Annotated in this window: 21 protein-coding genes; 6 read left to right on the top strand and 15 right to left on the bottom strand. The window is 69.4% G+C overall.

Features of this window, described 5'->3' with window-relative positions; all coding sequences use genetic code 11:
• The first annotated feature begins 40 nt into the window (after positions 1 to 40).
• On the top strand, positions 41 to 1,162 hold the full coding sequence (locus tag TSO352_RS23325; RefSeq protein WP_247872338.1) for a serine hydrolase domain-containing protein: 1,122 nt from the start codon (positions 41 to 43) through the stop codon (positions 1,160 to 1,162).
• Between the two features lie 169 nt (positions 1,163 to 1,331).
• Positions 1,332 to 2,441: an ABC transporter substrate-binding protein gene (locus tag TSO352_RS23320; RefSeq protein WP_109109565.1), complete on the top strand. Its 1,110-nt coding sequence runs from the start codon at positions 1,332 to 1,334 to the stop codon at positions 2,439 to 2,441.
• Positions 2,442 to 2,484: 43 nt separating this feature from the next.
• On the opposite strand, the gene TSO352_RS23315 is transcribed toward TSO352_RS23320, so the two are convergent.
• Entirely contained in the window at positions 2,485 to 5,487 is a 3,003-nt protein-coding gene (locus tag TSO352_RS23315) for an MASE3 domain-containing protein (protein ID WP_109109564.1), read from the bottom strand.
• 240 nt (positions 5,488 to 5,727) lie between these two features.
• On the opposite strand from TSO352_RS23315, the gene TSO352_RS23310 reads away from it, so the two are divergent.
• Positions 5,728 to 6,051, top strand: coding sequence for an antibiotic biosynthesis monooxygenase (locus tag TSO352_RS23310; RefSeq protein ID WP_109109563.1), 324 nt, complete (start codon positions 5,728 to 5,730; stop codon positions 6,049 to 6,051).
• A 101-nt stretch (positions 6,052 to 6,152) separates the two neighbouring features.
• Here the strand turns inward: TSO352_RS23310 and TSO352_RS23305 are convergent, their stop codons facing one another.
• The 11 genes from TSO352_RS23305 to TSO352_RS23255 form a co-directional block, all read right to left on the bottom strand.
• The gene (locus TSO352_RS23305) at positions 6,153 to 6,497 is read right to left on the bottom strand and encodes an iron-sulfur cluster assembly accessory protein (protein ID WP_109109562.1); all 345 of its coding nucleotides are present in this window, start codon (positions 6,495 to 6,497) and stop codon (positions 6,153 to 6,155) included.
• A gap of 20 nt (positions 6,498 to 6,517) precedes the next feature.
• Positions 6,518 to 6,946 carry an iron-sulfur cluster assembly protein gene (locus tag TSO352_RS23300; protein ID WP_247872337.1) on the bottom strand — a complete coding sequence of 143 codons (429 nt, stop codon included), beginning with the start codon at positions 6,944 to 6,946 and terminating at the stop codon, positions 6,518 to 6,520.
• A gap of 15 nt (positions 6,947 to 6,961) precedes the next feature.
• Positions 6,962 to 7,429, bottom strand: coding sequence for a Fe-S cluster assembly sulfur transfer protein SufU (sufU, locus tag TSO352_RS23295; protein WP_109109561.1), 468 nt, complete (start codon positions 7,427 to 7,429; stop codon positions 6,962 to 6,964).
• Positions 7,426 to 8,688 (bottom strand): cysteine desulfurase, encoded by a 1,263-nt coding sequence (locus TSO352_RS23290; protein ID WP_109109560.1) that lies wholly within the window; start codon positions 8,686 to 8,688, stop codon positions 7,426 to 7,428. The genes sufU and TSO352_RS23290 overlap by 4 nt, the downstream gene beginning before the upstream one ends.
• 1 nt (position 8,689) lies before the next feature.
• Positions 8,690 to 10,045 (bottom strand): Fe-S cluster assembly protein SufD, encoded by a 1,356-nt coding sequence (gene sufD / locus TSO352_RS23285; RefSeq protein ID WP_247872336.1) that lies wholly within the window; start codon positions 10,043 to 10,045, stop codon positions 8,690 to 8,692.
• Entirely contained in the window at positions 10,045 to 10,797 is a 753-nt protein-coding gene (gene sufC, locus TSO352_RS23280; RefSeq protein ID WP_109109558.1) for a Fe-S cluster assembly ATPase SufC, read from the bottom strand. The genes sufD and sufC overlap by 1 nt, the downstream gene beginning before the upstream one ends.
• Positions 10,798 to 10,866: 69 nt before the next feature.
• Positions 10,867 to 12,351, bottom strand: coding sequence for a Fe-S cluster assembly protein SufB (gene sufB, locus TSO352_RS23275; protein ID WP_109109557.1), 1,485 nt, complete (start codon positions 12,349 to 12,351; stop codon positions 10,867 to 10,869).
• A gap of 31 nt (positions 12,352 to 12,382) precedes the next feature.
• Positions 12,383 to 12,862: an SUF system Fe-S cluster assembly regulator gene (locus tag TSO352_RS23270; RefSeq protein ID WP_109109556.1), complete on the bottom strand. Its 480-nt coding sequence runs from the start codon at positions 12,860 to 12,862 to the stop codon at positions 12,383 to 12,385.
• A gap of 347 nt (positions 12,863 to 13,209) precedes the next feature.
• Complete coding sequence (locus TSO352_RS23265; RefSeq protein ID WP_109109555.1) at positions 13,210 to 14,211, bottom strand: hypothetical protein; 1,002 nt, start codon at positions 14,209 to 14,211, stop codon at positions 13,210 to 13,212.
• A 9-nt stretch (positions 14,212 to 14,220) separates the two neighbouring features.
• A complete protein-coding gene (locus TSO352_RS23260) occupies positions 14,221 to 14,646 on the bottom strand; it encodes a phage holin family protein (RefSeq protein WP_109109554.1) in 426 nt (141 codons plus the stop codon).
• Entirely contained in the window at positions 14,643 to 15,695 is a 1,053-nt protein-coding gene (locus TSO352_RS23255; RefSeq protein ID WP_109109553.1) for a hypothetical protein, read from the bottom strand. The genes TSO352_RS23260 and TSO352_RS23255 overlap by 4 nt, the downstream gene beginning before the upstream one ends.
• Before the next feature lie 207 nt (positions 15,696 to 15,902).
• Here TSO352_RS23255 and TSO352_RS33625 point away from each other — a divergent pair, with 207 nt between their 5' ends.
• On the top strand, positions 15,903 to 17,081 hold the full coding sequence (locus tag TSO352_RS33625) for a hypothetical protein (protein ID WP_247872335.1): 1,179 nt from the start codon (positions 15,903 to 15,905) through the stop codon (positions 17,079 to 17,081).
• Between the two features lie 146 nt (positions 17,082 to 17,227).
• Positions 17,228 to 19,393, top strand: a complete 2,166-nt coding sequence (locus TSO352_RS23245) for a malate synthase G (RefSeq protein WP_109109552.1) — start codon at positions 17,228 to 17,230, stop codon at positions 19,391 to 19,393.
• A 91-nt stretch (positions 19,394 to 19,484) separates the two neighbouring features.
• On the opposite strand, the gene TSO352_RS23240 is transcribed toward TSO352_RS23245, so the two are convergent.
• Together TSO352_RS23240 and TSO352_RS23235 are read right to left on the bottom strand one after the other, a co-directional pair.
• Positions 19,485 to 20,834, bottom strand: coding sequence for a class I SAM-dependent methyltransferase (locus tag TSO352_RS23240; protein WP_109109551.1), 1,350 nt, complete (start codon positions 20,832 to 20,834; stop codon positions 19,485 to 19,487).
• Positions 20,835 to 20,861: 27 nt separating this feature from the next.
• Positions 20,862 to 21,338 (bottom strand): ribose ABC transporter permease, encoded by a 477-nt coding sequence (locus TSO352_RS23235; RefSeq protein WP_109109550.1) that lies wholly within the window; start codon positions 21,336 to 21,338, stop codon positions 20,862 to 20,864.
• 413 nt (positions 21,339 to 21,751) lie between these two features.
• Here TSO352_RS23235 and TSO352_RS23230 point away from each other — a divergent pair, with 413 nt between their 5' ends.
• Positions 21,752 to 22,576 (top strand): ParB/RepB/Spo0J family partition protein, encoded by an 825-nt coding sequence (locus TSO352_RS23230; RefSeq protein ID WP_109109549.1) that lies wholly within the window; start codon positions 21,752 to 21,754, stop codon positions 22,574 to 22,576.
• A gap of 40 nt (positions 22,577 to 22,616) precedes the next feature.
• On the opposite strand, the gene TSO352_RS23225 is transcribed toward TSO352_RS23230, so the two are convergent.
• A complete protein-coding gene (locus TSO352_RS23225; protein WP_109109548.1) occupies positions 22,617 to 23,249 on the bottom strand; it encodes an MBL fold metallo-hydrolase in 633 nt (210 codons plus the stop codon).
• Between the last annotated feature and the right edge of the window lie 135 nt (positions 23,250 to 23,384).

Raw genomic sequence — 23,384 nt, 5'->3', positions numbered from 1 at the left:
GCCGGGATCGGCGGCATCCGGGCCAGCGCAGGGGGATGGCATGCAGGACCACGGACCGGGCGGGCGGAACCGCGCTCTTCCCCGGCAATTCGGAACCATCGTCGGTCGGGCGCTCGCCGCGACGGCCCTGCTGGCGATGGTGGCTCTGGTCATACCCAACCCAGCCGCCGCCGGGGGCGACCGCCTGCAACGGATGCTCGACCGCTTCCTCGAGGCGGAGGAGCTGGACGGTGGCGTGCTGCTGGTGTCGGGGCCGACGGGGCGGCGGGTCGTCGTGTCCGGGGTCGCCGACCGGCGGGGCGGGACGCCGGTGACCGAGGACACGCGGTTCTACGTCGCCTCGGTCGGCAAGATGGCGACGGCGGTTGCCGTGCTCCAGCAGGTGGAGGAGGGGTTGATCGCGCTCGACCAGCCGGTGCGCGAACTGGTCGGGGATCTGCCGCTGGGGCGGCTGGCCAACGCCAACCGGGCGCGGCTGGTCCATCTGCTCGACCACAGCTCGGGCATTCCCGATTACGTCACCGACGCCTATGAGGCGGACGAGCAGGCGAGGCCCGACCTGCCGCGCGGCGCCTCGCTGCTGGCCTACGCCCATGGCGAGCCGGCGGCCGGCCCGGTCGGCGGCCAGTACGAGTATTCCAACAGCAACTATGTCCTGCTCGGCCACATCGCCGCGGTGCGCGACGGCGCCCCCTTCCCGCGGGTGCTGGAGCGCCGGGTGCTGGCGCGCGCCGGTATGGGCGCGACCACGGTCGGTGCCGACCCGCGCGACCGCCGGCTGGCCCATGGCTACACCGACGAGGGCGACGTCAGCCGCCGGTCCTGGGCCGCCACCACCGGCGACGGGCCGCTGGTCACCACCGCGGGCGATCTGGAACGCTTCATCTTCGCGCTGTTCCGCGACGGCCGCCTGCTCGGCCCGTCGCTGGTGGCGCGCATGCAGGTGCCATCGGAGCAGGAGGCCGGGCAGGGGCTCGGGCTGGCGCTGGCCAAGGACCGTTGGGGCCGCAGCGTCGGCCATGACGGCCGCTATGACGGGTTCGAGGCCGACGTCCGCTATTACCCCGGCCGCCGCACCGCCCTGATCGTCCTGACCAACGGCAACCAGCGGAGCGACGACAGCGTCCTCGACGCCGTCGCGGCGGAGCTGTTCCGGGAGTAGCGGGGCGTCGCGGCGGGGCGGATAATGACCCGATCGGCTGGAAGCGGGACATATGGACGCGGATATACGGGATCGCCCTTTCAAAAACTTGCCGGTTCGGTCAAAAAAGGGGACGCGCCGTGGCCGGTCGGAATGGCCCGGCGCCACGGATAATCCTGGGAGAAGCACCATGCGTGTCACCGCAATTCCCCTCGTCAGCGTGGTCGCGCTGCTCGCCGGCATCGGGTCGGCGCAGGCCGACATCGTCATCGGTCTCGGCACCGCGACCACCGGCCCGGTGGCCGCGCTGGGCGAGCAGTCGGTGTACGGCGCCAAGCAGGCGATCGAGGACATCAACGCCAAGGGCGGCGTGCTGGGTCAGAAGCTGGTCCTGAAGGTGGGCGACGACGCCTGCGATCCGCGTCAGGCGGTGGCGGTCGCCAACCAGTTCGTGCGCGACAAGGTCACGGCGGTCGTCGGCCATCTCTGCTCCGGCGCCTCGATCCCGGCCTCAGACGTCTACCAGGAGGAAGGCGTGGTGATGGTCACCCCGACCGCCACCAACCCGCTGCTGACGGCCAAGGGCTATCCCACCATCTTCCGCGTCTGCGGTCGCGACGACCAGCAGGGCGTGGTGGCGGGCAACTACCTCGCCAAGGCGTTCCAGGGCAAGAACATCGCCGTTCTGGACGACAAGCAGGCCTACGGCAAGGGCTTGGCCGACGTCGTCGTCGAGACGCTGGAGAAGGCGGGGGGCAAGGTCGCCTACCGCGGGTCGGTCACCGCGGGCGAGCGCGACTTCTCGTCCCTGGTCACCAGCCTGAAGGACAAGCGGATCGATGCGGTCTATTACGGCGGCTACCACCCCGAACTCGGCCTGCTCGTCCGCCAGTCGCACGAACAGGGGCTGAAGCCGCAGTTCATTGCCGGCGACGGCCTGAACAACCAGGAATACTGGGCGATCACCGGCCCGGCCGGCGAGGGCACGCTCTACACCGACAGCCCGTCGGCCGCCAGCGACCCCAACGCCAAGGAGCTGATCGCCTCCTTCAAGAAGGCCGGCCTGCCCGAGCCGGGCAACTTCGCCTTCTACAGCTACGCCGCGGTCCAGGTGATCGCCCAGGGCCTGCAGAAGGCCGGCGGCACCGACACCAGGAAGCTGAGCACCGCCCTGCACGCCAACAGCTTCGACACCGTTGTCGGCGCGGTGGAGTTCGACAAGAAGGGCGACATCACCAAGCCCAACTACGTCATGTACACCTGGCACAACGGCCAGCCGGAGACGGTTGCCCAGAAGTAGGCATCGGTCAGGCGCTGCGGAGGGGCCGTCGCCGGCCCCTCCATCATACCGAGGTCGGCAGGCGGTCCGCCGGGGCCACGTATTTGCCGACGAAGTCGTCGACGGGCATCGGCCGGTCGAAGTAATAGCCCTGGAAGATCGCGCAGCCGCGATCGTGCAGGAAGTCGCGCTCCGCCGCCGTCTCCACCCCCTCCGCCACGGTTTCGAGGCCCAGCCGGCCGGCGATCGACAAGATCATCTCGACCAGCGCCGCGTTGTGGCTGTTGCCGGCGACGTCCTGGACGAAGGAACGGTCGATCTTGATCTCCGTGACCGGAAGCTGCTGCAGGTAGGACAGCGACGAGAACCCGGTGCCGAAATCGTCGAGCGAGAAGGAGATCCCGAACGCCGACAGCGTGGCCATCTTGGCGACGGTGGTGGCGCAGTCCTCGATCGCGATGCCTTCGGTGATCTCCAGCGTCAGGCGCCGGGGGTCGATCCCCGTCGCCTCCACCGCGGCGATCACGTCGGCGCAGAAGCCCGGCTGCCGGAACTGGCGCGGGCTGATGTTGACCGACAGTTTGCAGCCGATGCCGCTGTCGGCCAGCCGCCGCAGCACATGGCAGGCCTCCGTCAGGACCCAGTCGCCCAGCGGCAGGATCAGCCCCGACTCCTCCGCCACCGCGATGAAGGCGCCCGGCGCCACCAGTCCGCGCTGCGGGTGCATCCAGCGCACCAGCGCCTCGGCCGCGACCAGGGTGCCGTCGGCGCGGGTCTGCGGCTGGAGGAACAGCGTGAATTCCCCGGCCTGCACCGCCTTGCGCAAATCCTGTTGCAGGCGCAGGCGGGATTCGGCGTCGACCAGCATGGCGGGGTCGTAGGGGCAGATCGTGTTCCGGCCGGCGTCCTTGGCCGCGTACATGGCGGTGTCCGCCTGCTTCAGCAGATCCTCCACCGTCTCGGTCGCCGTCTTGGGGAAGACGGTCACGCCGATGCTGGCGAAGATGCTGTGCTCCCAGCGGTCGAGGTGGAAGGGCTGGGCGACCGCCCGCCGGATCGTCTCCGCCGTCCGCCGGGCGGTCGCCTGGGCCTCCGCCCGGTCGGTGCCGAGGTCGGGCAGCAGGATCACGAACTGGTCGCCGCTCAACCGGCCGGCCATGTCGCCCGGTCGCAGGGTGCCGGTCAGCCGGTCGGCCAGTTCGCGCAGCAGGATGTCGCCGGCGGCGTGGCCGCGGGCGTCGTTCAGCCGCTTGAAGTCGTCGAGCCCGAGGCACATCAGCGCCCCCCAGCACCCGGCCCGCTGCGCCTCGCGCAGATGGCGGCCCAGCGTTTCCAGCAGCAGGCGGCGGTTGGGCAGGTTGGTCAGCGGGTCATAATAGGCGAGCGTCTCGATCTGCCGTTCGGCGCGCTTGCGCTCGGTGATGTCCATCACGACGGCCAGATAGCCGCGCACCGCGCCGCCGCTGTCGCGCAGCACGCTGATCACCATCGACACGGCGATGCGGGTTCCGTCCTTGCGGATCCCGGTCCATTCGCGGTGATCGGGCTCGCCGCTGTCGCGGGTACGGGCGACCAGGGCGTCGAAGCCGGACTGGACCGGGCGGCCCAGTTCGACCGTCAGACGGCCGGCATGGACGCGGAGTTCGTCGGCGTCGTGGAGCTGCGGCAGGATGGGCCGGCCCAGCGTTTCCGCCGCGCTGTAACCGAAGATCCGCTCGGCCTCGCGGTTGAACACGCGCAACGCGCCGTCCAGCGTGGTGGCGATGATGCCGCAGGCGGCGCTTTCCAGGATGCCCTTGTTGAGCGACAGGCTTTCCTTCAGCGCCTCGCGGCTGTTGTAGGTTTCCGTCACGTCCTGGAAGACCAGCACGACGCCATGCAGCCGGCCGTCGTGGTCGCGGATCGGGGTGGCCATGTCGGCGATGTGGCTGCGGCGGCCGTCGCGCGCCACCAGCACGGTGTGGTTCGCCAGCCCGACCAGTTCGCCATGCAGCAGCACCTGGCGGACCGGCACCTCCACCCGCTCCCCGCTTTCGGCGTTCTCGATCAGGAAGACGTCGGCGACCGGCCGGCCGGCCGCCTCGGCGGAATTCCAGCCGGTCAGCCGTTCGGCGACCGGGTTCATCAGCGTCACCCGGCCGGCGGTGTCGGTGGCGATCAGCCCGTCGCCGATCGACAGCAGCGTCACCCGTGCCCGTTCCTTCTCCCGCCACAGATCGCGTTGCGAGCGGTGCAGCGCGTCGTAGGGGCGATGCACCGAGGTCACGAACACGGCGCGGTACAGGTACCAGTAGCCGATCACCTTGTAGACGTGGCCGGCGACGTTCGACAGGTCGTAGACGCTGAAATACAGGGTGAAGCACAGTTCGCCGATGGCGATGGCCACGGCGGCGACGATCAGCCGGCCGACGTCGAGCGTGGTCGGGCGCCGGCTGCGCCGGTGCAGGGTCAGCGCGGCGGCGGCGTAGAGCAGCACCAGGATGTATTCGGCGACCAGCTTCGTGGTCGTCAGGCCCTGCCCCTCGATGAAGGTGCGCGGCAGGTGGTCGGGGTGCCACAGCGCCGCCCAGTAGACCGCCGCGGTCGTCAGCAGGACGATGCCGAGCAGCGGACGTCGCAAGCGGGACGACCCCGCGTCCCAGGGCAGCAGGGCCGCCGCCAGCAGGGCCAGTGCGGCCATAAGCCGCGCCGCCAGCCAGAAGACGATGGCCTTTTCCGGACCGGACGGCGTCACGAAGGCCGGCATCCCGGCGTAGGAGAGGAGATGGCCGAAATCGAGCAGCGCCACGCCGAGGAAGCCGGTGGACAGCGCCAGCAGCGCCGGTGTGTTTTCCTCCGCGTAGGCGTTCCAGCCGATCGCGAAGATCAGCGCGGCGACCGCGATGGCGAAGGTTTCGAAAAAGGTGTGGAGCGGCAGATATTGCGCCAGTTCGACCGAACCCGGCAGGCCGGACGCGTACAGGACGAGCAGGAACGGAACCGTCAGCGCGACCAGGGATCTGAAGACCCCGAGCGGCTGCGATTTCTGGTCATCCGGTGCCGGCGGCGGCACGGGTGTCTCGGTCATCGTCTCCTCCCCGGTCGGCCTTCCGCCGAAATCCGGCACGCGGCATGTCACGTCTTTTGCGCGTATTAGAGCAGGCTTGAGTTAACGCGAAGTAACCACCCCGACGGAATGGAGACGTCCGGGGGCCTTCCCGGCGGTGGTCCGCAGGCGTGGTGTCGGGCGGGCCGGTTGTGCACCGGCCGCCGTTGCCGTTATCCTCACCGCTCGTTAATCCGTGACCACGCCGGGGAGACAGGGCGCATGTACATCGCGATGAACCGCTTCAAGGTCCGCCACGGATCGGAGGGGGATTTCGAGGAGGTCTGGCTGAACCGCGAGGTTCATCTCCACACGGTGCCGGGTTTCGTCGAGTTCCACATGCTGCGCGGCCCCGACCGCGAGGAGCACCGGCTCTACGCCTCCCACACCGTCTGGGAGTCGGAGGAGGCGTTCGTCGGCTGGACCCGGTCGGAGGTGTTCCGCGCCGCCCACGGCAACGCCGGCGCGCGCAAGCCGCTGTATGTCGGCCCGCCGGAGTTCGAAGGCTTCGAAGTGATCCAGACCGTCCCCCGCAAGGAAGGCTGAGGTCGGGACCGCCGGCGGCGCCGACGACGGGGAGGTCGGCGCTCGCCAACAAGGGCAAGGCGGCGGATGCCCTCCGGCCCGGGGATCAGGCGAAGAGACGATCAGACGTGGAAGCTCTCGCCGCAGCCGCAGCGGCCCTTTTCGTTCGGGTTCTTGAAGACGAAGCCGGTCTGGAATTTGTCGTCGACATAGTCCATCTCGCTGCCGATCAGGAACATCACGGCGGCGGGGTCGATCAGGACGGTGACGCCCTTGTCCTCCACCACCTCGTCGAACTTCAGCTTTTCCTTGGCGTACTGCACGTCGTAGCTGAGGCCGGAGCAGCCGCGCGCCTTCACGCCGATGCGCAGGCCGACGATCTCGTCGGTCGCCTTGGACATCAGCGCCTTGACGCGCTCCGCGGCGGCGTCGGTGATGGTGATCGCCTTGGGAAGGGCGCGGGCCATGGTGATCGTCTCCTAACGGCTCAGAACATATCCAGTTGCAGGCGGGCGACCTCGGACATCATCCCCTGGTGCCAGGGCGGCTCCCACACCAGTTCGAGCTTGACGTCGTTGACGTCCTCGACGCCCAGCACGGCCTGGCGCACCTGCTCCGGCAGTTCGCCGGCCACCGGACACATGGGGCTGGTCAGCGTCATATCAATCTCGACATTCCGGTTGGCATCCATGTCCACGCGGTAGACCAGGCCCAGTTCCCAGATGTCGACCGGGATTTCCGGGTCGTAGCAGGTCTTGATCGCCGCAACGACACGGTCCATCAGCTCTTCGCGCGGGTCGTAGCCTTCCGGCGGGCCGGGCATCGTGCCTTGCGGCTTGCTGTCCGTCACCTGGATGTCCGTCGGGCCGTTCGTCGGCGTCGTCGTCTCGGACGAGGTCAGGGCTTCATCGGGCATCTCGATCCCCCTCGGTCAAAACTGGTCGCTGGAGGCCGTGGCCTCGCCATGCAGCGCGGCGTCCATGGCGTGCCACGCCAGCGTCGCGCACTTCACCCGCACCGGGAACTGGCGGACGCCGGACATCACCATCAGCTTTTCCATCGTCTCGTCGTCGATGTCGCCGTGGGGTTCCGGGTCGTCCTTGGTGCACAGCTCGTGGAAGACGTGGAACAGCTTTTCCGCCTCTTCCGCCGTCCGGCCGCGCACCAGCTCGGTCATCATCGACGCGCTGGCGGTGGAGATGGCGCAGCCGCGGCCCTGGAAGGCCACATCCTCCACCACCCCGTCCTTCAGGGTCAGATAGACCATGAAGCGGTCGCCGCACATCGGGTTCTCGCCCTTCGCCTCGCGGTTGGAATCGTCGGGATGGCGGAAGTTGCGGGGGTGCTTGCCGTGGTCCAGGATCACTTCCTGATACAGCTCGCGCAGATCGTCCATCATGCTCCGAAGAACTCCTTGACCGCCTGGACGGAAGCGACGAGCGCGTCGGCTTCCTCGCGGGTGTTGTAGAGGCCGAAGGAGGCGCGGACGGTCGGTCCGACGTCGAACCGCTCGGCCAGCGGCTCGGCGCAATGGCGGCCGACGCGCACGGCGACGCCATACTGGTCGACGATGGTGCCGACGTCGTGCGGGTGCACGCCCTCCAGCGCGAAGGAGATGATCGGCCCCTTGCCCGGCGCCGTGCCGATGATGCGCAGGCCGTCGACCTGCGACAGCTGCTGCGTCGCGTAGTGCAGCAGGTCGTGTTCGTGCGCGGCGATGGCGTCGCGGCCCAGCGCCTCGACATAGTCGATGGCGGCGCCCAGCCCGATCACCTCCGTGATCGGCGGCGTGCCGGCCTCGAAACGCGACGGCGGCGCCTTGAAGGTGGTGCCGTCGAAGCTGACGCTCTCGATCATGTCGCCGCCGCCCTGGTAGGGCGGCATGCGCTTCAGGAGGTCGTACTTGCCGTACAGCACGCCGAGACCGGTCGGGCCGTAGAGCTTGTGCGCGGTGAAGACGTAGAAGTCGGCGTCGATGTCCTGCACGTCGACCGTGCCGTGCACCACCGCCTGGCTGCCGTCGAACAGCACCGGAATGCCGCGCTCGTGCGCCAGCGTGGCGATCGCCTTGGCGGGGGTGACGGTGCCCAGCACGTTGGAGCAGTGGGTCACCGCCACCAGCTTCGTGCGGTCGGACAGCAGATCCTTGTAGGCGTTGAGGTCGAAGACGCCGTCGTCGTCGCAGGGCACGACCTTGATGACGATCTTCTTCTCGGCCTGGAGCAACTGCCACGGCACGATGTTGGCGTGGTGCTCCATGATCGACAGGATGACCTCGTCGCCTTCCCGCAGGAAGGTCCGGCCATAGCTGGCCGCCACGAGGTTGATCGCTTCGGTCGAGCTGCGGGTGAAGACGATGCAGCGGTCGTTCGGCGCGTTCAGGAAGCGCGCGACCTTGGTCCGCACCGCCTCGAACTGGTCGGTGGCGGTCTGCGACAGGAAATGAACGCCGCGGTGGATGTTGGAGTAGTCCTCCTCCAGGAAGCGCGTCATCGCCTGGATGACCTGACGCGGCTTCTGCGCGGAGGCGCCGCTGTCCAGATAGACCAGAGGCTTGCCGGGCTTTCCCTTCCTGGCGTGGACGCTGCGGGCCAGGATCGGGAAGTCGTCCCGCACCCGCTGCACGTCGTAGGCTTGGTTCAGGATGGCGTCGGGCATGTCAGCGTTGCTCCTCAAGCCAGCCGGCGACGATCCCCTGGAAGGCGTCGCGGATGGAAGGCTCGGCGATCTCCTCCAGCGATTCAGCCAGGAAGGCGCCGATCAGCAGGCCGCGCGCCGTCTCCAGGTCGATGCCGCGGGCGCGGAGGTAGAACAGGGCGTTGTCGTCCAACTCGCCGGCGGTGCAGCCGTGGCTGCACTTGACGTCGTCGGCGTGGATTTCCAGCTCCGGCTTGCTGTCGATCTCGGCGCTGTCGGACAGCAGCAGGGCGCGGTTCAACTGGTAGCCGTCGGTCTTCTGCGCGCCGGGGCAGACGGTGATCTTGCCCTGGAACACCGCGCGCGCCGTGTCGTCGATGACGCCCTTGTAGACCTCGCGGCTGGTGCCGTTGGGCTGGGCGTGGACGATCAGCGTGGTGGTGTCGGCGTGCTGGTTGCCACGCGCCAGATAGCCGCCGCTGACGTGGGTCCGCGCCTCGGTCCCGTCCAGCCGGCTGACCACCTCGTTGCGCGACAGCCGGGCGCCGGTCGTCAGGATGAAGTTGTCGTAGTGGCCGCCGGTCGCCACCGTCGCCGCGATGTGCGACAGGTGGATGGCGCCGCGCGCCTCGCGCTGCGACTTGTAATGGTGCAGCGTGGCGCCCTCGCCGACGACGATCTCGGCGACGTGGTTGGCGAGCGTGGTGCCGGCGCCGCGGCCGACATGGTGTTCGACCACCACCGCCTTCGCCCCGGCCTCCACGAGGATCAGCGTGCGCGGGTGGAAGGCGGTCGCGGCGGCGTCGCTGCCGACCGAGGCGAAGACCAGCTCGACCGGCCGCTCGACCTGCACACCGGCCGGCACGCGCAGGAACGGACCGTCGGCGAGGTAGGCGCTGTTCAGCGCGACCAGCGGCCGGTCGTCGGCGGCGGCGAGGCGGCCGAGATGCTCGGCCAGCAGGTCGCCGTGGCTGGTGAGGGCGGCGGCGAGGCTCAGCAGTTCCACCCCCGGCGGCAGCCCGTCGGTGGAGGACAGGTCGGCGCGGAAGCGGCCGTCGACGAACACCAGCCGCGGCCCGTCCTCACCCTCCGGCCGCACCGTCGGCAGCAGGTCGAAGGAGGATTGGGCGGCGCCGGCCGGCTGGAAGGACAGCTTGGCCAGATCGCGCAGGTTGGTGTAGCGCCAGCTCTCGTTCTTGATGGTCGGCAAGCCGACGGCGGCGAAGCGCTCGCGGCCCTGGGCGCGCAGGTCGCGCAGCCAGGACAGGCCGGCGCCCGGCAGGTCGCCCGCCACCCGGTCGAGCGGCGCCAGCAGGGCCGGCGCGGTCGTCGGGTCGGCGCCGCGGGTCGAATAGGTCATCGGGTGCAGGGCTGTCATCACGCCGCCTCGCTCGCGCCGAAGTCGCGGTAGCCGTTCTTTTCCAGCTCCAGCGCCAGTTCCTTGCCGCCCGACTTCACGATGCGGCCGGCCGACAGCACATGGACGTAGTCGGGGACGATGTAGTCGAGCAGGCGCTGGTAATGGGTGATGACCAGCATCGACCGCTCCGGCGAGCGCAGCGCGTTGACGCCCTCCGCGACGATTTTCAGCGCGTCGATGTCGAGGCCGCTGTCCGTCTCGTCGAGGATGGCGAATTTCGGCTCCAGCACCGCCATCTGCAGCGTCTCGTTCCGCTTCTTCTCGCCACCGGAGAAGCCGACATTGACGGCGCGCTTCAGCATGTCGTCGGTCATGTTCAGCGCCTTGGTCTTCTCGCGAAGCAGCTTCAGGAACTGCATCGCGTCCAGCTCCTTCTCGCCGCGATGCTTGCGGATGGCGTTGGCCGCGGTCTTGAGGAAGGTGGTGTTGGCGACGCCGGGGATTTCCACCGGGTACTGGAAGGCCAGGAACACACCCTCGGCGGCGCGCTCTTCCGGCTCAAGCGCCAGCAGGTCCTTGCCGTAGTAGGTGACCGAGCCCTCGGTGACCTCATAGCCGTCGCGGCCGGCCAGCACGTAGGACATGGTGCTCTTGCCGGCGCCGTTCGGCCCCATGATGGCGTGGACCTCGCCGGGGCGGATCGTCAGGTCGACGCCCTTGAGGATTTCCTTGCCGTCCACGGTGGCGTGCAGGTTCTTGATCTCGATCATCGTCTTCGCCTCGTTGTCGTCTTCAGGCCGCCGGCACGCCGTCCGGTCTTCACGTTCCTCAGGGGCGCCTTAGCCCACGCTGCCTTCCAGGCTGATGCCGACCAGCTTCTGCGCCTCCACGGCGAATTCCATGGGGAGCTCCTTCAGGACCTCCTTGCAGAAGCCGTTGACGATCAGGGACACCGCGTCCTCTTCCGCGATGCCGCGCTGGCGGCAGTAGAACAGCTGGTCCTCGCTGATCTTGGCGGTGGTCGCCTCGTGCTCGACGCGGGCAGAGCGGTTGCGGCTCTCGATGTAGGGCACGGTGTGGGCGCCGCACTGGTCGCCGATCAGCAGGCTGTCGCACTGGGTGTGGTTGCGCGCGCCTTCGGCCTTGGGCAGGATCTTGACCAAGCCGCGGTAGGTCTGCTGCGCCTTGCCGGCCGAGATGCCCTTCGACACGATGGTCGAGCGGGTGTTCTTGCCGATGTGGATCATCTTGGTGCCGGTGTCGGCCTGCTGGAAGTTGTTGGTGATGGCGACCGAATAGAACTCGCCCACCGAGTTGTCGCCCTGCAGGATGCAGCTCGGGTACTTCCAGGTGATGGCGGAGCCGGTCTCCACCTGCGTCCAGGAAATCTTGGAATTCCGGCCGCGGCAGGCGCCGCGCTTGGTCACGAAGTTGTAGATGCCGCCGACACCCTCGGCGTTGCCGGGGTACCAGTTCTGGACGGTGGAATACTTGATCGTCGCGTCGTCCATCGCCACCAGCTCGACCACCGCGGCGTGGAGCTGGTTCTCGTCGCGCTGGGGCGCCGTGCAGCCTTCCAGATAGCTGACGTAGGAGCCGGCGTCGGCGATGATCAGCGTGCGCTCGAACTGGCCGGTGTTGGCCTGGTTGATGCGGAAATAGGTCGACAGCTCCATCGGGCAGCGGACGCCCTTGGGGATGTAGACGAAGCTGCCGTCGGTGAAGACCGCGCAGTTCAGCGTGGCGTAGAAGTTGTCGGTGTAGGGCACGACCGAGCCGAGATACTTCTTCACCAGATCCGGATGCTTCTGCACCGCCTCGGAGATCGCGCAGAAGATGATGCCCATCTCCTCCAGCTTCGCCTTGAAGGTGGTGGCGACCGACACGCTGTCGAACACGGCGTCGACGGCGATCGCCGGGCTCTTGCCCTCCGACCCTTCGACGCCGGCCAGGATCTCCTGCTCACGCAGCGGGATGCCCAGCTTGGCGTAGGTCGCCAGCAGCTCCGGATCGACCTCGTCCAGCGACTTCGGGCCGTCCTTCTTCTTCGGCGCGGCGTAGTAATGCGCGTCCTGATAGTCGATCGGCGGGAAGCTGACGGCGGCCCATTGCGGCTCCTCCATCGTCTGCCAGACGCGGAAGGCCTTCAGGCGCCAGTCCAACAGCCATTCCGGCTCGTTCTTCTTGGCGGAGATGAAGCGGACGATGTCCTCGTTGAGGCCCTTTGGCGCGACGTCGGATTCGATGTCGGTCGTGAAGCCGTACTTGTACTTCTGCTCCGTGACGGCGCGGACCTGCTCGACGGTTTCCGGTTGGGCGGCCATGGCTTTGCCTCGTCCTTCTCGAAAATTCTGTTCAGTACGCCGGGCGGGCCGGCGGCGTGGCGGCGGAAGCCGCGGCGACCGATCTCGGCGGTGCCGCCGGGAAGGTGATGGGGGCCATCATGTCGGCCAGCGTCACCTGCTCCAACGCGCCGCGGATCGCGCGGTTGACCTTTTCCCAACCGCCGCGCATGGGGCAAAGTTGCTCCACCCCGCATTGGCTGTCGGCACCGTCGACGCAGGCGGTCAGCGCGATCGGACCGTCCAGCGCCGTGATGATCTCTGCGATCGAGATTGCATCGGCGGGCCGGCTGAGCGCATAACCACCAGACGCGCCGCGTTGCGAGGTGGTGAGCCCCGCCGGGGTCATCGCCTTCATCAGCTTGGCGACGGTCGGGGCAGGCACGCCGGTGCGGTCGGCCAGCAGGGCGACGGTGTGGACCGTGCCCGCATGGCGCGCCATCTCGCTCAACACGACGATGGCGTAGTCGGTGAGCTTGCTCAGCCGGATCATGACCGTACCCCGTTTCGCCCCGGGCCCTGAATACAGGACCAAATTAGTCCTGATTAGGTGGCGTCCTTCCACCCTTTGTCAAGCGGAACCATGGCGTTGGCGTGCCATCGGAGGCGTGTCCGGATGAGGGGCTGGCATGCCGGAAGCGAATAACCGTTGAATCGGCTTGGTTATGACGGTGGCCAAGGCTGTCCCGCTGCCGGTCGGACGCCCGCCGCTCAGCCGGGTGCGACGATCCGCCGCAAGCTTTCAAACCGTTATCCGGACACGGAAAACCCCGCGCCGGTCGGGCGCGGGGTCGGTCCGCTGCTCCCCGGCTTGCGTCCGGGAAGCGGAAGGCAGAGCGGTCAGCTCGGCTTCTTCGCCTCCTCGCGCGCGGCGTCGGTGGCCGCGGTCACGGCGTCGCGGACCTCGTCCCGGGCCGACTCGACAGCGGCCTGGGCGGCGCGGGTGCCACGATCCAGCGCTTCCTTCGCCAGACCCTTGGCGCGCTCGGTCGCCTCGTCGGCGTAGTCGCCGACCCACTGGTTCTCATAGCGGGTGCCGGGCAGGGCGGCGCCGATGGCGGCCCCCAGCGCGACGCCCATGGCGCCGGCAACGATCGGGTGGTCTTCCACCATGTCCCAGAAGCCGCTCGACACGCTGTGCATCCGGTGGCGCATGTCGTCGCGCGATGGCACCATCGACGCCATGCGCGAGGTACCGCCGGTGCTGTGGCCGGTGTTGCGGCCGGCCGTACGGTGGGTCTCGTCGTCGTGACCGCTGCCCATCATGCCGCTGACGCTGTCATAGGCGCCGCTGACGGTGCCGGACGCGCTGTCATAGGCGGAGCTGGCGGCATTCCGCACGCTCTCGCCGGCGCCGCTGAGCGACTCGCGGGCATACTCGGCGGCGTCGCCCAGCCGATGGCGGGCGGAGGTCATGGCGCGCGAGCGGACGATGCGGCGGTCGTAGCCGGTGCTGGACAGGGCCAGCCAGCCCAGGCCGATGCCGACCATGGCGAGCGGGATCGGGCTGCTGGTGATGTTGTCCATCATCGAGCCGGACGACCGGGACCGCCCGCCGCCGTGGCGCATGGTCTGGCCGCTGTCGTAGCGGTCCGGCCCCTGGTTGTGGGTCCCCTGGTTCTGGGCGGCGCGCTGGGCCGGGGTGTCCGGCGTCGCCGGCGTGTAGGTGTGCTTCATCGTGTGCTCCATCAGGGATTTGGGGGTCCATCGCGCCAGACGGTCGCGCAACTGCGCGGTGCGGTCGCGCAGCGCCTCGACGGTGCCGTCGATGCGCGCGCGGCTGGCGCGGATGTCCCCCTCGAGGGCGTCGAGGGTCTGCGGCTGGCGGTCGTCGTCCGTCATTGGCGTTCCCTAGCGGGCGAGCTGGGATCGCGCCCAGCGCTTGTCCTCGTCCAGCGTGTTCATGGTGCGGCGCGGGCGGAGGTTGGCGGGCGTCAGCCGGTTCTTGCCGACGTACGCCAGGATGCCTCCGACCGCCAGCACCACGACGCCGACGATCACCGCGGCCAGCCAGGGGGCCACCACGTTGGACAGGCCGAGAACCGCCGCCGCCAGCAACACCAGGACGCCGGCAAAGGCGACCAGGCCGCCGACGGCGATGAAAGCCGCACCGCCCGCGGCCTCGACGGCCTTGTCGGTGAGTTCGGCCTTCGCCAACGCGATCTCGGATCGGGCGAGGTTGGCGGATTCACGCGCCAGATCGGCGAACAGGCCGGCCAGCGGCCGGTCCTGACGCGGATCCCGCGGATCGTCGTAGCGGTTCTCGGCTGCGCTCATGGACGTTGCCCCTGCGGCTTGGAGGTGGAGGTGGTGCCGGCCGCGGCGCCCTGCGTCCCGCTGGTGCCGCCGGCGCTTCCGCTGGAGCCCGCACCGCCGATGCCCGCTCCGCTGACGCCGGTGGTGCCGGCGTTCATGGTGCTGCCGGCGTTGCCGGGGGAGGCGCCGATGGTGCCGGTCCCGACGGTGCTGGTGCCGAGCGCGGTGTCGGCGGACGACGGCGTCGTGCGGCCGGTGACCGTGGACGCCGGGGCCGAGGACAGCGGCATGCCGATGCGGGCGGCGGCCGGCTTCGGCTCACCCATGCGGTCGCCGGTGCTGGTCGGCAGGTCGGCGGGTTGGACGGATGCACGACCGACCGACTCGCCGATGCCGCCGGCCATGCCGCGGCTCGGACCCCGGTTCATGTCGTCCCGGCCCGTGTCGTGACGGGTCGCCTGACCGCCGCGCGCGCCGTAGCCGCCGGTGGCGCGGGACGAGCGGAGCGCGGTGGTGCTCCGGTGCATCCGACGCTCGCCCGAGCTTTTGATGAAGCGGGCGGCCAGGAAGCCGACGGCGAAGGCGGCGCCGATGAACACCTCCGGCTGGCGGCGGGCGAAGCCCTCGACCTCACCGACGATGTCGTCGAGGCTGGCGTCGCGCAGCATGTCGGCGACACGCTCCACCCGGTCGGCGGCCTGCACCGCGTAGTCGGCGACGACGCCGTTGTTCTCGGCGTTCAACTGCTCGGCGGCCTTGTGCAGGGCGTTGGCGACGCCGCCCAGCTGGTCGGCCGCGCGGTCGGTCTGCTGTTCCAGCAGGGAACGGATGCGGCCCTGGGCGCTGTCCAACGTGTCGCGCCCGGCGCTCATGGCGTCGCCGGCGGCGCGGTTCACGGTCTTCTTCACGTCGTCGACGCTGTCGCGCCCAACGGATTGGCCACCGGACTGGCCGGACATGCCGCCGGCGGGGCTGCTGCTCTGGTTGCGGGTCTGCGATTCCGAAGGACCCTTGTTGGTGGTGCTGGTCGGGTTCGGTCCGCCGGTGCCGGTCATGTCGCGGTTCGGCATTGTTTCTTTCCTCCTCGGGGATTCCGGTATTCCGCGGCTCCGCGTCTGCGGCATCAAACCGCCCAGTGCGGAATCGGGTGTCGGACAGGGAAACACCAGCCAAGCCTGGGGGTTCCACGGCCGGTCCTGCGCGAAATGGACAGGCGGCGCGGATGTGCTAAACTTTGCCGCGAAAGTCTCGGTCGGGCCGAACCGGAGGGTGACGGCATGAGCGTCTTCAGCGTGGTGTCCGACGCCCAGTCGGGGCTGTTCCGGATGCAGCAGGCGAAAAAGCCCTGGGAGAAGGAGCTGGAGGCGAAGGACGCCCAGGGCCAGCTCGCCCAGAAGGCGGAGCGCGCGCAGGCCCTGACGCAGCCCTCGGCCAAATGGCAGAGCGACCACGCCTCCGCCCGCGCGGCGCTGGAGGAGGCGCGCCGGGTCAGCGGCCCGAAGGCTGCGGCCGCCGCCCGGCTGGAGCAGGTCGAACGCCGGATCGAAGAGTTGAAGCTGGCGATGCGCTTCGCCCACGGCGATGCGCAGAAGCTGGCGTCCCTGGCGCGGGAGGCGGCGCTGCTGGCGCGCGAGGCGGGCCGGGCCGCCAAGGAATACGGTGCCGGCATGACCGCCGCGGCGGAACTGGGCCTGCCCGGCGACAGCAGCGCCGCGACGGGCGCTGTCGGGTCGAGCGAGACGACGATCACCCGGACCACCACCAGCCTGACCCTGCAGCAGACCGAGGTGACGCTGACCATCGGCATTACGACGGGGGAGGGCGCTTCGGCGGAATCCGCCTCCGCCTCCGCCGACCGGATGGCGGCGACCGCCGGGGCGGAGGCGGACGCGCCGGCCGGCGGGGACGACGCGATGGACGGCGACCTGCCGCCGGAGATCGCCAAGCTGGTCGATGGCGTTCTGGCCGGCTTGGGTCGCGGTGGGCTGACCGGCGGCGGGGCCGAGCACGGCACCGCGTCGTCGGGCGGTCCGACGATGATCCAGCGGATCATGGCCGACAACGGCCTGAAGATGTCGCGCTACCGCGAGGCCGACAGCTTCGGCCAGCGGGTGGAGGGCGTCCTGGCCACCTCCAAGAGCATCATCGGCGAAGCGAAAGCCGCCAACATGCTGGACTCGTCGGAAAAGCGGCGGCGCGAACGGCGCGAGGGCTTCAAGGCCGACGACAAGATGGTTGATGCCGCGCAGAAGGAGGTCAACGCGTTGCGCAGCGCCGCCTTCGGCTCCAGCGCGGAGCTTGGCGCCGCGGGGCTGCTGGACGGGGCGGATGGCGCGACCGGCGAGGGAGCGGGCGGGCTGACGACCGCCGGCGACGCGGTGGACACGACGGTCTCGGCACCGCCGGCGGCCCAGGCTTCGCTTCAGGCCGCGCCGGTGGTGAACATGCTGGCCTGACCGGCTGGCCGCCTGCTACCAATTCTCCACACGCTGCGCTGCGACATTGTGTTGACCGGCTCAATCGGATGACGCGATAACCCATGATCAAGACTCCCAAAGAGGAGTCTGCGAACCGAGCGCAAGAGAATGGGACACGCAACGAGATGAGCAACTGGATCCGCCGCGGCGGCCTCGAGATCGCCAAACCCCTCTACGACTTCATCAACGACGAAGCGCTGCCCGGGACCGGTGTCGACGCCGACCGTCTCTGGACCGGGCTCGACACGCTGCTGCACGAGCTGGCGCCGCGCAACAAGGCGCTGCTCGACAAGCGCGACCAGCTGCAGGCGCAGATCGATGCCTGGCACACCGCGCGCCGCGGCACGATCTTCGATCAGGCCGAGTATGAGTCCTTCCTGCGCGAGATCGGCTATCTGGTGCCCGCGGGTGGCGATTTCGCCATCGGCACGCAGAACGTCGATCCGGAGATCGCCTATCTCGCCGGTCCGCAGCTCGTGGTGCCGATCACCAACGCGCGCTACGCGCTGAACGCCGCCAACGCGCGCTGGGGCAGCCTGTACGACGCGCTGTACGGCACCGACGCCATCCCCGGCACCCCGGCGACCGGCGGCTACGACGCCGCCCGCGGCGCGCAGGTGATCGCCTGGGCCCGCAAGTTCCTCGACGACAGCGTCCCGCTGGCCGAGGGCAGCCACGGCGATGCCACCGCCTACGCGGTCGAAGGCGACGCGCTGGCGGTGACGCTGAAGGACGGCCGCAAGGTCGGCCTGAAGGACGCGGGCGCCTTTGCCGGCTGGCAGGGCGACGCGGCGGTGCCGACGGCGGTCCTGCTGGTCCAGAACGGCACCCACATCGAAATCCGCATCGACCGCAGCAGCGTGATCGGCAAGGACGACCCGGCCGGCGTCGCCGACGTCGTGCTGGAAGCGGCGCTGTCGACCATCCAGGACTGCGAGGATTCCGTCGCCGCCGTGGATGCCGAGGACAAGGTCGGCGCCTACCGCAACTGGCTGGGCCTGATGAACGGCACGCTGGAGGCCAGCTTCCCCAAGGGCAGCAAGACCGTCGTCCGCAAGCTGAACCCCGACCGCACCTACACCACGCCGGCCGGCACGCTGACCCTGCACGGCCGCAGCCTGCTGCTGGTCCGCAACGTCGGCCACCTGATGACCATCGACATGGTCAAGCTGTCCGACGGCAGCGAGGCGCCGGAAGGCATCCTGGACGGCGTCTTCACCTCGCTGATCGCGCTGCACGACCTGAAGGGCACCGGTGCCTTGCGCAACAGCCGCGCCGGCTCGGTCTACATCGTGAAGCCGAAGATGCACGGTCCCGAAGAGGTCGCCTTCACCGACGAGCTGTTCGGCCGCGTCGAGGATCTGCTGGGCATGGCCCGCAACACCCTCAAGGTCGGCATCATGGACGAGGAGCGGCGGACCAGCGTCAACCTCAAGGAATGCATCCGGGCCGCCAAGGACCGCGTGGTGTTCATCAACACCGGCTTCCTCGACCGCACCGGCGACGAGATCCACACCTCGATGGAGGCCGGCCCGGTCGTCCGCAAGGCGGCGATGAAGGCCACCAAGTGGATCTCGGCCTATGAGGACAACAACGTCGACGTCGGCCTGCGCGCCGGGCTGAAGGGCCGCGCCCAGATCGGCAAGGGCATGTGGGCGATGCCCGACCTGATGGCCGACATGCTGGTCGCCAAGATCGGCCACCCGAAGGCCGGCGCCAACACCGCCTGGGTGCCGTCGCCGACCGCCGCCACGCTGCACGCCACCCACTACCACGCCGTCAACGTGGCCGCGGTGCAGGACCAGCTGGCCAAGCGTCAGGCCGCCGCCCTGTCCGACATCCTGACCATCCCGCTCGCCGACCGCCCCAACTGGTCGGAGGACGAGGTCCGGCAGGAGCTGGAGAACAACGCCCAGGGCATCCTGGGCTACGTCGTGCGCTGGGTCGACCAGGGCGTCGGCTGCTCCAAGGTGCCGGACATCCACGACGTCGGGCTGATGGAAGACCGCGCCACCCTGCGCATCTCCAGCCAGCACATCGCCAACTGGCTGCACCACGGCGTCTGCACCGAGGCCCAGGTGATGGAGGTCATGAAGCGGATGGCCGCCGTCGTCGACAAGCAGAACGCCGGCGACCCGCTGTACCGGCCGATGGCCGGCAACTTCGACGGCAGCATCGCCTTCCAGGCCGCCTGCGATCTGGTGTTCAAGGGCCGGGTCCAGCCGAACGGCTACACCGAACCGGTGCTGCACGCGCGGCGGCGTCAGGTGAAGGCGGCAGCTGGCGTGTAAGGCGGCGGTGTAGGCGGCGTTAGACCCCCACCTTAATCCTCCCCCGCTGGGCGGGGGAGGATTAAGGTGGGGGTCTGACTTCGCCCCTTAACTACTCCCCACCAACCCTCAAAACCCGCACCGCCACCTGCTTGGTGTAGGGGCTCGCCGCGAAATACTCGTACTCCACCGCGTTCTCCGCGGCGAATTCCTGGAAGGCCCGGTATTCGTCGTCCTTCCAGCTCCGGTTGCCGATATACTCGTCGAACACGATGACGCTGCCCGGGCGCACCCGATCCGCCAGGGCGGTCAGCACCGTGCGGGCCGAGGCGTAGATGTCGCTGTCGACGTTGACGAAGCGCACCGGCCCGGCGTGAGCGGCGAGGAAGGGCGGCAGGCTGTCGTCGAACCAGCCCACATGCAGCCGGGCGTTGGCGCGCACCGCTGGTAGTTGCCGGCCGGTGGTCAGTACGCCGCGCGGGGAGTTGACCCAGCCCTCCGGCAGCCCCTCGAACGAATCGAAGCCGTGGACCTCCTGTCCGGCGGCGTCGGCGAGGTGGTCCAGCGAGGTGCCGCGGCGCACGCCGAACTCCAGCACCAGACCGGGCGTCGTGGCGCAGGCCAGCGCGTGGCGCAGCAGGCGGCCGCTGCTGCCGAACAGCCGGAAATCCGCCGCCAGACGCGGCAGCAGCGCCCGGGCGCCGTCCGGCAGGGGGCGGCGCTTCGGGTTGTCGCCGACCTCCGTCGCCTCGACGGCGTCCGCCTCCGCAGTGCGGCCGAGCAGACGCAGGGTGGCGGCGAGGTAGCCCCAGTATTTGCCGTTGGCCCCGCCGCAACGCGTCGCGCGGCGCAGGCGGCGCAGCGCCTTGTCGGGGCCGTGCCGGTGCAGCGCCTGGGCATGGCTGCCGAACCAGGCGGCGGCGTGCTCCGGGTCGTCGGCGAGCAGCGCGTCGAAATGGGCCAGCGCCTCGTCGTCGCGGCCGAGATAGGCGGCGGCCATCGCCGCCTCGTAGCGCAGGTCGGCGTGCAGCCCGGCAGACCCGTGGCCGGCGGCCAGCGCGGCGCGCGCCAGCGCCAGGGCGTCGCCGTAGCGGGCGTCGCGGCGCCACGCGCCGGCCAGCGCTGCGGTCAGCGCGGGCCGATCCGGCGCCACGCGGGTGGCGCGCTCGAACCAGCGGGTGGCGGGGAAGGGGGCGTTGTCGGCCTGATGGGCCCTGGCCAGCGCGGCCAGCCGGTCGGCGTCGTCCGGCCGGTCGGCCAGCACGCGGCGCAGATGGGCGATGGCGGCCGGGGCGTCGCGGTGGCCGAGATGGGCCAGCCCGAGCAGCCGATGACGCTCGACCCCGTCCGGCATGCCGGCGCCATCGCGCAGCAGGCGCAGGGCGGCGCGGTAACGGCGCGCGTCGATCAGGGCGCGCGCCTCGGCGTAGGCGGTGTGGCTACAAGCGGTGGTGGCGGTCAAAATCGCTCGTTGGGGCAAGCGCTGCCGTCATGGCAGCCGGCGGAAGGTCCAGACCGACGCCGGCGGCAGGTTCCGGGCGATCCAGGCGTGGCGCCGCGGCTTCAGCCGCAGCCGCCGAATCAGTTCCGGGTTGACCGGGGCGAAGGGACCGTAGGTGAATTGCACGAAAACCCCGTCGGGCGCCAGCACCGAAAAGGCGCCGCGGACGATTCGCGCCTGGACCGACAGCGGCATGGCGATCAGCGGCAGGCCCGACACCACGGCGTCGCAGGTCGGCCAGCCGTGCGCCTGGACGATCCGGTGCATGCGGGTGGCGTCGCCGCGCACCACCGTCGCGTCGGGATGCAGCACCGCCAGATGGTCGGCGAAGGCCGGGTCGAGTTCGATCATCAGCAGGTTGTCGGGGGTGACGCCGTGCGCGCACAGCGCTGCGGTCACCGGGCCGGTGCCCGGCCCCAACTCCACCACGCGCCGGTCGGGACCGCACTGCGCCGCCTTGGCCATCGCCCGGCACAATTCAGGACCGCTCGGAGTTACCGAGGCGACTTTCAAGGGTGAGCGAATCCAACGCTCGACAAAAAGCTTGCGTTCAGCAAGTGACATCGACCGACCTCCCACCAGATGCCGGATCAACCCCTCGGCTCTGCTTCAACCATTTCTACCCAGTTGTGTTTCATTGCGCCAGCCGAATGGATTTTGAACGATCGTTTAACAAAAGCGCAACGCCAGTGAGGTGGTGCATGTCTTGCGCTCCATTGTGCGGCCCATTGTGCGGCGTCGGACCGATCCACCCGGTCCAGGATGGGTCCGGCGGCGCTGTTCTCCTTTTCTTCCCACTGCACCGTTGACATGGCCGTGAGTGGCGGGGCACGGTTGCGGAACCGGAAGGAATGGTGAACAGGGGACCAGGACACGCCATGCCGACGCTCGCACCCGATCATTCGGACCTGTTCGACGATGCGGGCAAGCCGCCCCGGCTGCTGGAACTCGACGTCGCCCGGATCATCCGCAACCCGCACCAGCCGCGCCGCCGTTTTGACGTGGAGGAGATGCAGGGGCTGGCGGATTCGATCGCGCATTACGGGCTGAAGCAGCCGATCCTGGTGCAGGAGACGGTCGGCGGCCATCGGCTGGTCGCCGGCGAACGGCGGCTGCGGGCCCACGAGATGCTGGGGCTGGCGACCATCTACGCGCTGGTCACCTCGGGCAACCCGGACGAGCTGGCGCTGGTGGAAAATGTGCAGCGCGTCGACCTCGACGCCCTGGAACTGGCGGAGGCGCTGGCCCGCCTGATCGAGCGCTACGGCTACACCCAGGAGCAGCTCGGCCGCATCATCGGCAAGAGCCAGAGCAACATCAGCCACACCCTGCGCCTGAACAGCCTGCCCGAGGCGATCAAGTTGGAGTACGCCGCCGCCCACCGCGACGACGTGTCGCGCTCCACCCTGATCGAGATCGCCTGGATGAAGGATCTGGCGGAGCAGATGGCCCTGTGGGAGCAGGTGAAGACCGGCGACGGCACCGTCCAGGCGGCGCGCGACCGCAAGGACGCCGCCAAGGAACCGGCGCTGCGCACCCAGTCGGCGGTCGGCCGTTTCCTGGAGGTGCTGCGCCGGGCGACCGCCAAGCTGGGCGACCCGCGCGAACACCGCGCCTATGTCGACGACATCCAGCGCCGCGAACTGATCAGCCTGCGCCGGCGCATCGACCTGCTGCTGGGCGAGGACCCGATGGTGGATTGAGGGGAAGGGGACGCCGTCGGTCCCCCTCTCCAACCCGCCGTCAGTCGGTCAGGAACGGGTTGTACAGCCGCTCGTCGCCGAAGGTGGACATCGGGCCGTGGCCGGGGATGAAGGCGACGTCGTCGCCGTAGGGGAACAGCTTGTCGCGGATCGAGGCGATCAGGTCGGCGTAATTGCCCTTGGGGAAATCGGTCCGGCCAATCGAGCCCTGGAACAGCACGTCGCCGACGATGGCGAGCTTGCTTGGGCGGTGCACGAAGACGACGTGGCCGGGGGTGTGGCCGGGGGTATGGCGGACCTCCAGCGTCGCGTTGCCGACCGTGACGGTGTCGCCCTCCTCCAGCCAGCGGTCGGGGGTGAAGGAACGCACCGGCGGAAAGCCGAACATCTGGCTCTGCATCGGCATGCCGTCGATCCAGAACTGGTCGTCGCGGTGCGGCCCCTCGATCGGCAGCGACAGTTTGTCGGCCAGGTCGGCGACCGCCCCGGCGTGGTCGATGTGGCCGTGGGTGACCAGGATCTTCTCCAGGGTCACGCCCTTCGCCTTGGCCGCGGCCAGGATAAGGTCGAGATCGCCGCCGGGATCGACGGCCGCCCCCTTCATCGTCTCAGGGCACCAGAGCACCGTGCAGTTCTGCTGGAACGGGGTGACCGGCACGATGGCGTACTGCATGTCCTGTCCTTCGCGGTTGCGGGAAACATGGAGGAGATGGGCGACCTTAGCGCGGCGGCGGAAGGCTGGGCAAGCCGCCGCTTCCGCCCTCGCAACCCGCGCGGAAACTGGTTACTGTCCGAACGTTCGGCCCGG

It is taken from the genome of Azospirillum sp. TSO35-2 (genome assembly GCF_003116095.1).
In the GTDB taxonomy this organism is placed as follows: Bacteria; Pseudomonadota; Alphaproteobacteria; order Azospirillales; family Azospirillaceae; genus Azospirillum.
This window is presented reverse-complemented; position numbering and strand designations above follow the sequence as displayed.